Genomic DNA, 11,455 nt, shown 5'->3' on the forward strand with positions numbered 1-11,455 from the left:
GTCGTTGGGGACGTTCTTGTTTGACTAGTCGTTTAAGAACGTCCCCAACGACTACTTGCGCTAGAGCATAAGTCATACAATTAGTCAAGTTATGTCTGTTTAAACAAAATAGCGGCACGCAGGCGCATTGGGATTAACCTAAAAGCGGCGTTAATGAACAGAGTGTCTGTATATATCTGTGAAATTAATTGGGAAATCACGTTTTAGTAGGCAATGAGCTGTAAATCAGCAACGTAATCAATTTGTAACAAACTTAGACGTTTAAACAAATAATGCAACCGTTTGCGAATTTAGCTATAAATCCACAAGGCGAACAGGTATACTCCTTTATTGTCGTGTAGGAAATACGTAGACAAAAAGGAGGTTATGTGATGGTAAGTATTGTTCTTGCTAGCCATGGTGACTTGGCGGCTGGAATCAAGCAGACGGGCTCGATGGTCTTTGGCGATCAGCCGTCTGTTGCCGTGGTCTCGCTCGAGCCGAGCATGGGCCCCGACGACTTCCGTGCCAAGGTCGAGGAAGCAATCGCTTCCTTCGAGGACCAGGAGCAGGTGCTCTTCCTCGTTGATCTGTGGGGCGGCACGCCGTTCAACCAGATCAGCGGGCTCATCGAGGGCCACGATTCCTGGGCTATCGTCACCGGTGTCAACCTGCCTATGCTCATCGAGGCATATTCGCAGCGCTTTGACGCAAAGAACACTGCACATGCGATCGCAAAACATCTCGTGACTGAGGCTAAGGCTGGCGTGCGTGTCAAGCCCGAGTCTCTGGAGCCCGAGGAGAAGAAGCCGGCTGCGGCCGCCGCTGCTCCTGCAGGCGCCATCCCTCCGGGAACGGTCATCGGCGACGGGCACATCAAGATCGCCCACGTCCGTATCGACACCCGTCTGCTTCATGGTCAGGTGGCCACCACGTGGACCAAGCAGATCAACCCCAACCGCATCATCGTGGTTTCCGACGGCGTTGCTCACGACGAGCTCCGCAAGACCATGATCGAGCAGGCAGCCCCTCCGGGAGTTCATGCCAACGTCGTGCCCATCAAGAAGATGGCCGAGGTCGTCAAGGACACGCGCTTTGGTGACACCAAGGCCATGCTGCTCTTCGAGAACCCGCAGGATCTGCTCAGGGCCATCGAGGCCGGCGTCGACATCAAGGAAGCCAACATCGGTTCCATGGCCCACTCCAAGGGCAAGGTCGTTGTCACCAACGCCGTCGCCATGGGCGATGACGACGTCAAGACCCTCGAGGCTCTCAAGGCCAAGGGCGTCAAGTTCGAGGTCCGCAAGGTTCCTTCGGATTCCTCCGAGGATCTCGACGCCATGTTGAAGAAAGCTAAGGCCGAACTGGCCGCTCAAGCATAGTAAAGGAGGGTCCGATACATGTCTGCAATCACTATTCTGCTTGTTGCGATTGTCGCGTTGCTTGCCGGTATGGAAGGCATTCTGGATGAGTTCCAGTTCCATCAGCCGCTCGTGGCATGCACGCTTATCGGTCTCGTAACCGGTCACCTTCAGGAGGGCATCCTCCTGGGCGGTTCGCTCCAGATGATGGCCCTTGGCTGGGCTAACGTCGGCGCCGCCGTCGCGCCTGACGCCGCTCTGGCCTCGGTCGCTTCTTCGATCATCATGGTGCTCGCCCTCAACGGCGGCGCCACCGATTCGGCCAAGGCCGTTACCGCCGCTATCGCCGTCGCCGTCCCGCTGTCGGTCGCTGGCCTGTTCCTGACCATGATCTGCCGTACCCTGGCTACCGCTATCGCTCACGCTATGGACGGTTGCGCCGAGAAGGGCGACTTCGCCGGCATCGAGCGCTGGCAGTACGCTGCTATCCTCATGCAGGGCCTTCGTATCGCCATCCCGGCAGTACTTCTGTGCATCATCCCGGCCGAGGCTGTTACCAACGCGCTTAACGCTATGCCCGACTGGCTGTCCGGCGGCATGGCTGTCGGCGGCGGCATGGTCGCTTCCGTCGGTTACGCCATGGTCATCAACATGATGGCCACCAAGGAGACCTGGCCGTTCTTCATCCTCGGCTTTGTCCTTGCTGCCATCCCTCAGCTCACGCTGATCGCCCTTGGCCTCATCGGCATCTCCCTTGCCCTCATCTACCTTGGCCTTAAGGATCTGGCCAAGCAGGGTGGCGGCATGGGCGGTGGCTCCGGTGACCCGCTCGGCGACATTCTGAACGATTACGAGTAGGAGGGGAGTGATACATATGGCAGAGAACAAGATTCAGCTCACCAAGGCTGACCGTAAGAAGGTTTGCTTCCGTCATCAGTTCCTTCAGGGCTCGTGGAACTACGAGCGTATGCAGAACGGCGGCTGGTGCTTCGCAATGATCCCTGCGATCAAGAAGCTCTACACCAGCAAGGATGACCAGATTGCCGCTCTCAAGCGTCACCTGGAGTTCTATAACACCCACCCCTATGTTTCCGCCCCCGTCATTGGCGTTACCCTCGCTCTCGAGGAGGAGCGCGCCAACGGTGCTCCGATCGACGACGTCGCCATCCAGGGCGTCAAGGTCGGTATGATGGGCCCGCTCGCCGGCGTCGGCGACCCCGCCTTCTGGTTCACCCTTCGCCCGATCTTGGGCGCTCTGGGTGCTTCCCTGGCCCTGTCCGGCAGCATCGCCGGTCCGCTGCTGTTCTTCTTCGCGTGGAACATCATTCGTTACGCTTTCCTGTGGTACACGCAGGAGTTTGGCTACAAGGTCGGCTCCTCCATCGCCAAGGACCTCTCCGGCGGTCTGATGGGCAAGGTCACCGAGGGTGCTTCCATCCTGGGTATGTTCATCATCGGCGCCCTGGTCGAGCGCTGGGTGTCCATCTCCTTCACCCCGGTCGTCTCCAAGGTCACGCAGTCTGCTGGCGCCTTTATCGACTGGGCTAACCTGCCCTCCGGTGCTGAGGGTGTCAAGGAAGCACTGACGATGTATAACTCCATCGGCGGTACTGCCCTTGATCAGGTCAAGGTCACCACGCTTCAGGCCAACCTCGATCAGCTCATCCCCGGCCTTGCCGCCGTGTGCCTGACCCTACTGGTCTGCAAGCTCCTCAAGAAGAAGGTCAGCCCGATCGTCATCATCCTGGCCCTCTTCGCCGTCGGCATCATCGGTCGCGTCTGCGGCTTCATGTAAGCACGTTTCGGCTTAAGACCGAGAATTGCTAGGCAAGGGCTTTTGAGCGATTGATACGGACCGCACCCGGTGGGTACACTGGATGCGGTCCGATTGTTTTATTTGGAGGGCGAGGCGCGCATGGCGCAATCTCAGAACAGCACGGTCGATCTGGCAACGCCGGCAACCTGCCTGATGGGGCTTACCAGCCACGGCAACGTTATGGTGGGCAATAAGGCGTTCGAGTACTATAACGAGCGCAATCCCGAGGATTTTATTCAAATCCCGTGGGACGAGGTCGACTATATTGCCGCCGAGGTTTTGCGCGGCACCAAGAAGATTACGCGTTTTGCCATCTTCACCAAGAATAACGGTCACTTTACGTTTTCGACGCGCGACGATAAAGAGACGCTTCGCGCGGTCCGTAAGTACGTTGACGAGGATAAGCTCGTGCGTTCGCCCGACTTTATCGATGTGACGGCCAAGGGCGCCAAGAGCATCCCCTCCGTTATCAAAAACCTCTTCCACAAAGGCAACTAGCCCCACATAGTCATTGGGGACGTTCTTAAACGACTAGTCATTAAATAACGTCCCCAATGACCAATGATGCGCTGCATGGTAGTGACGCAAATCTGCTACACTAGTACAACATGCCTCCGTAGCTCAGGGGATAGAGCACCGCTCTCCTAAAGCGGGTGTCGACGGTTCGAATCCGCCCGGGGGCACCAGAGGAATATCGAGCCCGGTACCGCTATGGTGCCGGGCTCTTCTGGTCTAAGCGCAGGATTCGAACCGTCGACACCCGCGTCACCAATTTCCTCGCGGGGGGAATTTTCGAATCCGCCCGGGGACACCATAGATTGATCGAGCCCGGTACACCGCCACGGTGCCGGGCTCTTCCGGTTCATGCCATGTCAAAAACGAAGCGCTCGCTTGCCGGGGGAGCAAGCGGGCGCTTGTGAGCGAATATATTTGCGGCGAGAGCCGTAATGAGCGGTGGGGTGGCGACTAGTTGGCCGTACCGGAATCGTCGCCCGTGCCCGAGCCCGAACCCGAGCCCGAGCCAGAAAGTGCGACCGTCAGCGTAATCGTGCTGTCGGTGGACTGCTTGCCGGTGGGGGAGACGCCCGTAACGGTGGCGTTTTCGTTGCCACTCACGGGGTTGCCGTTCTGATCGCAGAACGCGATGTTGTAGAAGCCGGCGTTGTTGAGCGCGGTGACGGCGGCAGAGATGCTCTTGCCGTACAGGTTGCCCGGAACGCTGGCCTTGCCGGACTTCTTGGCAATGACGACGGTGATCGTGGCGCCGGGCTTCTGCTTGCCACTGGGGTTCCAGCTAATGACGGTGCCCTCGGTGACGGAGTCGTTCTCCTGGTAGCTCACATCGACGCCAAAACCGGCCATGTCGAGGGCGTTGCGTGCCTGAGCCTCGGTCATGTCGGTCAGGTCGGGGACGGACGTGGTATCCGGGCCGCTCGAGACCTTGTACGAGATGGTCGTGCCCTTCTCGACTTCCTTACCGGCTTCGGTGCCCTGCTCAAAGACCTGGCCCTCATCGGCCTCGTTGGCCTCCTCGGAGGCGTTGCCCTTCAGGCCAACGCTTGCCAGCGCGGCTTCTGCCTGGTCTTTGGTCAGGCCGAGCAGCTGGGGAACCTCGACCTTCTCGGAGGGCTTGGGGCCCTTGGAGATTACCAGGTTCACCTTGGTGCCCTTGGCCTTCTTGGTGTTGCCGTTGGGCGTCTGCTCGGCGACCTTGCCCTCGTCGACATCGTCGTTGTAGCTTTGGTCGATGGTGCCGACCTCGAGGCCGGCTTCCTTGATCTGCTCGACGGCAGTCTGCTGGTCCTTGCCCAGCACATCGGGCACGGTGACCTGCTCGCCGCCAAAGAGTCCTGTGGCAAAGGCCACCACGATACCGATGACGGCAACGGCTGCCACCACGGCGGCGATGATCTTGTTCTTGTTGGATTTGGGCTTTTCGACCTCGTAGGAGCCGGTGGAGCCCGAAACCGAGCTACGGGCGGTATTCTGGCCGCTCACGCCCGAGACGGGACGTACCATGGCGCGCGTCTGATCGGAAAGCTCACGGGTCTTGGTGGCGCCCAGCTCACCGGGGGCACCGATGATGCGCGTGGGCTCCGAGATGTTGACGGCACGGCCCGATAGGTAGCTGTTGAGCACCTGACGCAGCTCGTCGGCGGTCTGGAAGCGGTTTGCCGGATCCTTCTCCATGCACTTGAGGATGATGCGCTCAAGGTCGGCGTCGACACCGGAGTTGATCTGGCTCGGCGGAATAGGCAGCTCGTTGACCTGCTTGAGTGCGACCGAGATAGCGTCGTCACCGTCAAAGGGAACGCGGCCGGTGGCGCACTCGTACATCACGACGCCCAGCGAGTAGATATCCGAGGTGGGGCCGAGGTCCTGACCACGGGTCTGCTCGGGGCTGACGTAGTGGGCGGTTCCCAGCACGTTGTTGTCTTGCGTGAGGTGGCTGTTCTTGGCGCGCGCGATGCCAAAGTCCATCACCTTGATGTTGCCGTCGGGCAGCACCATGATGTTCTGCGGCTTGATGTCGCGGTGGATGATCTCGTGCTTGTGGGCGACCGAAAGCGCGGAGCTGATCTGCGAGCCGATCTGGGCGACCTTCTTGGGGTCGAGGGCACCGTGGCTCTTGATGCCGCTCTTAAGGTCGGTGCCGCGCAGGTACTCCATGACGATGTAATAGGTGTCGCCGTCCTTGCCCCAATCGTAGACGCCCACGATATAGGGGGAGGAGAGACCGGCTGCTGCCTGGGCCTCCTGCTTAAAGCGTGCGGCGAAGGTTGCGTCGCCAGCATACTGCGGCAGCATGATCTTGACGGCTACCGTGCGGTCGAGGACCTGGTCCTGCGCACGGAAGACGGTCGCCATGCCGCCTGTCCCCACCTTATCCTTGAGGAGGTATCTTCCCCCGAGGACCCTCTGTTCCATTCCTGCTCCTAACATAACTATTCGCTCAACGATGTGTGTAGTACCTACGATGTGGCCGCTGGGGCCGTGTGGCGCGTTGCCGCTAGCTCTTCGGCCGCGGCGCGCCTCGGGTGTCCGATTCGATCATGGGCATCACGCTCCCTGTGCGGCAAGCGCCGCGGTCAGGACGATACCGGCGATCTTGGCGGCCTTGACGTCATGCTTGTCGTAATCCTCCAAGGCCACCGAGATGGCGACCGTGGGTGAATCGTAAGGCGCAAAGCCAACGAACATCGAGTTGACGTTGGTGCCGCCGGTCTCGGCCGAGCCGGTCTTGCCGGCGACCTTGACGCCGGGGACCTGGGCATCGGTGCCGGTACCGGACTGGACGACGGCGAGCATGGCCTGCTTGACCTGGTCGGCCGTGGCGGAGCTGACGGCCTGACCCAGCGAGCGGGACTGCGTGGTCTTGACCACAGTTCCGTCCGGGGCGAGTACCTGGGCTACAAAGTACGGGTCCATGACCACGCCACTGTTAGCGATGGCGGCGGCAATCACGGCGTTTTGCATGACGGTGGTCTGCGGCCCGGGCGTGTGGTCCATGCCGACAGGCTGGCCGGCGCCGGCCCAGGCGGTCTCCCACTCGGTCATGAGCGACGGGTCGGCCATGATGGAGGCCGCGGAGGTCAGGTCCTGGCCTAGCTTTTGGCCGTAGCCAAAGGCGTTGGCAAACTGCACGAGCGTGTTTGCGCCAACTTCGTTTGCCACCTGGCCAAAGACGACGTTGGAAGACACGGCAAAGGCCTGCTGCAGGCTGATGGTGCCGTAGCTCTCGTTGGCATAGTTGGTGACCGGCGCGTTGCCGATGTCCATGGAGCCGGGCGCCTGGTAGGTGCTGGTAAGGCTGGCGGTGCCGGTCTCGAGTGCCGCGGAAAGCGTAACGACCTTAAACGTGGAGCCCGGCGTGTACAGCGCGTCCATGGCGCGATTGTACATAGAGCCGTCCTCGCCGCCGCCCGCCTGCAGCAGGGCGTCGATGTTGGTGTTGTCGTAGGTGGGCGAGCTGGCACATGCGAGCACCGCGCCGGTACGCGGGTCGATGACCACTACAGCGCCCTTAAAGCCCTTGAGCGCCTGCTCGGCCGCCGTCTGGATACGCGAGTCAATGGTGAGCTTGGCGGTGTTGCCCGGCTGGGTCTGGCCCGCGAGCGACGCGATGGCGTTGTTCCAGCTGGAGTAATCCTTGGAGCCGGTGAGCGTGTCGTTCATGACGCTCTCGATGGCGGTGGTGCCATACTGCTGGCTCACGTAGCCAACCACGTGCGCTGCCAGGTTGCCGTTGGGGTAGGAGCGTACGTAGGTGCCGTCCTCTTGCTGCAGCGACTCGGCCAGCGTCACGCCGTCGGACGTGATGATGGAACCGCGCTGGATGTACTTGGAGCGGGCGATGGTGTGGTTGTTGGTCGGCATGTCCTGATAGTCCTTGGCCTTAATGACCTGGACATAGGTGAGGTTGCCGATAAGGATGGCGAACAGCGCCGTAAAGGCGAGCACCGCACGGGTTAGACGGTTGGCGAGCGCCACGCGGCCGAGCACGCCGGATTCAGGCGTGTCGAGCAGTCGACGGCGCATGCGCGAGCCGACGGAATGACTGCCGCTACCGTAGGAAGACGAGGTAGCAAAGCGCGTGCCCGTCGGGGCGGCGGCAGATGCGACCTGATCATCGGTGATGGCGGCCATGGTGCCGGTGCCGGTAAGCTCGGCCTCGTGTCCGGTCGCTTCGTCACCGGCGCGCAGCAGGAGCGCGACGATGATAAAGCTCGCCAGCAGCGAGGAGCCGCCCTGGCTCATAAAGGGCATGGTGACGCCGGTCAGCGGGATCAGGCGGGTAACGCCGCCCACGATCAAAAAGGCCTGGAAGCTGATGGCGGCCGTAAGGCCCGTGGCACTAAAGGCGGCGAGATCGGATTTAGCGCGGGCAGCCGTGGTGAGGCCACGCACGGCAAAGAGCATAAACAGGATGAGCACGGCGCCGCCGCCCAAAAGGCCCATTTCCTCGCCGATGGCCGAGAAGATAAAGTCGGACTCGACGACAGGGATGTTGTTGGCCATGCCGTTGCCGATACCAACACCGACCAGACCGCCATCGGCAAGCGAGAAGAGCGACTGGACGATCTGGTAGCCCTGGCCCTGGGCGTCCTTAAACGGATCGACCCAAACCTGGAAACGCACCTGAACGTGAGACAGGAACTTGTAGGCGCCCACGGCTCCAACGGCCAAGAGCGCAAGGCCGATAACGACATACGAGAATCGTCCTGTGGCAACGTAGAGCATCAGCAAGAAGATGGTGTAGAACAGCACGGCCGAACCCAGGTCGCGTTCGAAGACGACGACGAGCAGGCACACACCCCACACGGCAAACAGCGGCAGCAGCAGTCGCAGGCGAGGGATCTTAAAGCCCAGGATCTTGCGGTTGGAGATGGAGAGCAACTCGCGGTTCTCGGCCAGGTACCCGGCCAGGAACAGCACGATAAAGACCTTGGCGAACTCGCCGGGCTGGATGGTAAAGCCCGCGATGCGAATCCACAGCTTGGAGCCCGAGATCGTGGTGCCGATAAAGATAGGCAGCATCAGCAGAATGATGCCGATAATGCCAAAGGTGTACTTGTAGCGCATGACTACGTCGAGGTTCTTAACCAACGCGAGCGTTCCCACCATCAGCGCCACCGAGACAAACAGGATGATGAGCTGTGAGATGGCGAGAGCGGGGGCGAGACGCGTCACGAACGTGATGCCGATGCCCGAAAGCACAAAGACAATGGGCAGGATAGCGGGGTCGGCACCGGGCGCCAAGATGCGCACGGCAATGTGGGCCGCGGCAAAGGCGGCAAAGAGGCCGATCGGTACGGCGAGCGTCTCAAAGGAGATGGCAGCGCCCGCGGTGAGGACGTACATCGCATACAGCAGGATGACGGGGAACGCCGAGGCGATGAGCAAGAGCAGCTCGGTGTTGCGGCGACTCATAAGCGGCACTCCCTTTCTAGTTCTTTTCGGAGGCTTCGGCCTCGGCGGACTGTTCGGCGGTTTTCTCGGAATCTGATTCGGAGGTCGATCCCTGATCGGTGTTGTCGCGAATCGTTTGCGCGTCGATCACCTGGCGGGTCTGCTCCTCGTCGATCTGGTGGCGGTACTTGGATATCGTGTCCTGCGCATCGTCGACACTTGTTTGCGGAATGCCCGCCTTGAGGCGGTTTTGCGTGTCTTCGGGCAGGTCGGACAGCTTAATGCTGGTTTCGCTCTCGAGCCAGTGGAGCTTGAGTCCGAGCGGCTTGCCGGGCAGGCCGCGCCAGACGGCGACATTGCCCTGGTAGGTACCCAGGTAGTACGAGCCGGTGACACCCGTGTAGGCCCAGATGCCAGCTGCCAGCACAAAGACGAGGGCCAGGATGGCGGCGATAGTAATGTTGCGGCGACGCACGCGTTGCGCCTCGCGCATAACGCCATCGTCAACCAGGTCAACGACTACTACGGTCACGTTGTCGTGGCCGCCGGCGGCAAGCGCCGCGTCCACTAGGTTGTCGACGCAGATTTGCGCGGTTGAGGACTGCGTGGCGATGTTCTCGATATCGCTATCGGGAATCATGCTCGAAAGGCCGTCGGAGCACAGGATCAGGCGGTCGCCTTCCTCGATATGCAGGGTGAAGTGGTCGGCATACATGGCGGGGTCCGAGCCCAGCGCACGGGTGATGACCGAGCGGTTGGGGTGGACGCGAGCCTCGTCTGCCGTAATCTCGCCGGCGTCCACGAGCTCCTCCACGTAGGAGTGGTCGCGGGTCACGCGGATGAGCGTGCCCTCGTGGAGCAGGTAGGCGCGAGAGTCACCCACGTGGGCGATGGCGAGCGTGTCGTTTTCGATATAGGCGCAAGTGGCTGTGCAGCCCATGCCGGGCTTGCCCAGGCCATTCAAGGCGGCCTCGATTACGGCGGCGTTGGCTGCCTCGACGGCTGCGGCCAGGCGTGCTGCGTCGGCGGACTGCGGGGCCGTCTTGGCAATAGTCTCGACGGCGATGGAAGAGGCTACCTCGCCGGCGGCGTGACCGCCCATGCCGTCGCATACGCAAAAGAGCGGCGACTGCACCAGGTAGGAATCCTCATTGTGCGGGCGTACGCAGCCAACGTCAGAGCGGGCGCCCCACATGAGTTGCGTGGTGGTGCCGGCATCATAGGTCGAGTCGGTCTCGATGCGCTCCTCGGTCAGGGGCTCAAAGCTCATGGTCGAGCCGGGGTCTTTGAGCTTGGCCTCAACGGCGGCAACGTCGATCTCGGCTGTGTCACCGGGAGAGACGGTGTCGGTCTCGGCGTTTGATTCGGAATCGCCGGTGTCCGGGGAGCCGGGCTCTTCGGACGCGCAGGCGGTCGACTCGTCGTCTTGCGGGCTGGCGTCTATAGGCTCGGGCGTCGCAAAGTGCGACGGCGCGGGTGTGCTTTGCGACTGGGCGGCGGGCTCGGCCACGGCATCGGACTCGCTTGCGGGCGCAGGCTGCGGGGCCTTGGGTGCAGGGCCGTCCTCGGGGGATGGCCCCGCCTCGGGCGCCGGCGTAGACGCGGGCGCAACCTCGGATGTCGGGGCTATGGGAAACGCCGGCGCGGCGGGTTCGGGTGCCGCAAACACCGCAGCGCTCTCGTTGATTGCCGCGGCGACGGGCTCTGCAAAGTGAGCCGGCGCCGGGGTTGCTTCGGGCGCTGTGGGCTGTTCCGCAGCATGTGCGCCGATGGGCGCCGCTACGGCATCCTCTTCGCCCTCGTTATCGGCGAGATCCGAAATATCATGCGTTACATGCGAAAGAGGCAGGGAGAACACGGTGTCCTCGGGCTCCACGGGTGTGGAGTCCGCCGGAGCGGCGTGGGCCGGTGCAGCTACGGCGGCAGCCGGTGCCTCGGTCATGGTTGCGGACTTGTTCTCCTCGTCGATCATCGACGGTTCACCTTCATGACCACGTCGCCAATCTGGACTTCGTCGCCCTCGCGCAGCGTTGCGGGCTCCACAAGCTGGCGGCCGTTGACGAGCGTGCCGTTAAGCGAGTTGAGGTCCTCGATGATGAGCGCCGGGCCCTGCAGCGAAAAGCGCGCATGCGAGGCCGAGACGAACGGTTCGTTGATGCAGATGTCCGAAGATGGCGAGCGACCGACGATGACGGGGCCGAGCATGTCTACGTGGATGCCGCGGATACCGCGCGGACCCTTGTCCACATCGATCGTCCAGATAGCCGAGTCGCGACGCTGCCCGCGCACAAGTCCCACGCCGGTCTTCATGACGGCGAACAGGAAGATATAGAGCAGGGCGACCAGGACGATGCGGCCTGCAAAAAGGACGATATCGATGTTCATAAGA

At 61.6% G+C, this 11,455-nt stretch carries 8 protein-coding genes and 1 tRNA gene; 5 read left to right on the forward strand and 4 right to left on the reverse strand.

Annotated elements, in window-relative coordinates; all coding sequences use genetic code 11:
• The first annotated feature begins 371 nt into the window (after positions 1 to 371).
• The 5 genes from AAAV21_RS06300 (at position 372) to AAAV21_RS06320 (ending at position 3,842) form a co-directional block, all read left to right on the forward strand.
• Entirely contained in the window at positions 372 to 1,361 is a 990-nt protein-coding gene (locus AAAV21_RS06300) for a PTS sugar transporter subunit IIB (protein WP_349108196.1), read from the forward strand.
• Between the two features lie 18 nt (positions 1,362 to 1,379).
• Entirely contained in the window at positions 1,380 to 2,198 is an 819-nt protein-coding gene (locus AAAV21_RS06305; RefSeq protein WP_022094171.1) for a PTS mannose/fructose/sorbose transporter subunit IIC, read from the forward strand.
• Positions 2,199 to 2,214: 16 nt separating this feature from the next.
• Positions 2,215 to 3,135 (forward strand): PTS system mannose/fructose/sorbose family transporter subunit IID, encoded by a 921-nt coding sequence (locus AAAV21_RS06310; protein WP_349108199.1) that lies wholly within the window; start codon positions 2,215 to 2,217, stop codon positions 3,133 to 3,135.
• Between the two features lie 120 nt (positions 3,136 to 3,255).
• Positions 3,256 to 3,654: a DUF956 family protein gene (locus AAAV21_RS06315; RefSeq protein ID WP_349108201.1), complete on the forward strand. Its 399-nt coding sequence runs from the start codon at positions 3,256 to 3,258 to the stop codon at positions 3,652 to 3,654.
• Positions 3,655 to 3,766: 112 nt separating this feature from the next.
• Positions 3,767 to 3,842 (forward strand) — tRNA-Arg (locus AAAV21_RS06320).
• Between the two features lie 280 nt (positions 3,843 to 4,122).
• Here the strand turns inward: AAAV21_RS06320 and pknB are convergent.
• The 4 genes from pknB to AAAV21_RS06340 all read right to left on the reverse strand — a co-directional run bounded on the left by pknB (position 4,123) and on the right by AAAV21_RS06340 (position 11,451).
• Positions 4,123 to 6,084: a Stk1 family PASTA domain-containing Ser/Thr kinase gene (gene pknB, locus AAAV21_RS06325; RefSeq protein WP_349108204.1), complete on the reverse strand. Its 1,962-nt coding sequence runs from the start codon at positions 6,082 to 6,084 to the stop codon at positions 4,123 to 4,125.
• Positions 6,085 to 6,216: 132 nt separating this feature from the next.
• Positions 6,217 to 9,087, reverse strand: a complete 2,871-nt coding sequence (locus AAAV21_RS06330; RefSeq protein ID WP_349108206.1) for an FtsW/RodA/SpoVE family cell cycle protein — start codon at positions 9,085 to 9,087, stop codon at positions 6,217 to 6,219.
• A 16-nt stretch (positions 9,088 to 9,103) separates the two neighbouring features.
• The gene (locus tag AAAV21_RS06335) at positions 9,104 to 11,038 is read right to left on the reverse strand and encodes a Stp1/IreP family PP2C-type Ser/Thr phosphatase (protein ID WP_349108209.1); all 1,935 of its coding nucleotides are present in this window, start codon (positions 11,036 to 11,038) and stop codon (positions 9,104 to 9,106) included.
• Complete coding sequence (locus tag AAAV21_RS06340) at positions 11,035 to 11,451, reverse strand: FHA domain-containing protein (protein ID WP_006235180.1); 417 nt, start codon at positions 11,449 to 11,451, stop codon at positions 11,035 to 11,037. Before AAAV21_RS06340 ends, AAAV21_RS06335 begins: the two co-directional genes overlap by 4 nt.
• Positions 11,452 to 11,455: the final 4 nt, after the last annotated feature.

The organism is Collinsella sp. CLA-AA-H302, assembly GCF_040093305.1.
Classification (GTDB): domain Bacteria; phylum Actinomycetota; class Coriobacteriia; order Coriobacteriales; family Coriobacteriaceae; genus Collinsella.

Coding starts and splice junctions, on each gene's coding strand:
- AAAV21_RS06300 (WP_349108196.1), top strand. CDS start 372: ATGGTAAGTATTGTTCTTGCTAGCCATGGTGACTTGGCGGCTGGAATC.
- AAAV21_RS06305 (WP_022094171.1), top strand. CDS start 1,380: ATGTCTGCAATCACTATTCTGCTTGTTGCGATTGTCGCGTTGCTTGCC.
- AAAV21_RS06310 (WP_349108199.1), top strand. CDS start 2,215: ATGGCAGAGAACAAGATTCAGCTCACCAAGGCTGACCGTAAGAAGGTT.
- AAAV21_RS06315 (WP_349108201.1), top strand. CDS start 3,256: ATGGCGCAATCTCAGAACAGCACGGTCGATCTGGCAACGCCGGCAACC.
- pknB (WP_349108204.1), bottom strand. CDS start 6,084: ATGGAACAGAGGGTCCTCGGGGGAAGATACCTCCTCAAGGATAAGGTG.
- AAAV21_RS06330 (WP_349108206.1), bottom strand. CDS start 9,087: ATGAGTCGCCGCAACACCGAGCTGCTCTTGCTCATCGCCTCGGCGTTC.
- AAAV21_RS06335 (WP_349108209.1), bottom strand. CDS start 11,038: ATGATCGACGAGGAGAACAAGTCCGCAACCATGACCGAGGCACCGGCT.
- AAAV21_RS06340 (WP_006235180.1), bottom strand. CDS start 11,451: ATGAACATCGATATCGTCCTTTTTGCAGGCCGCATCGTCCTGGTCGCC.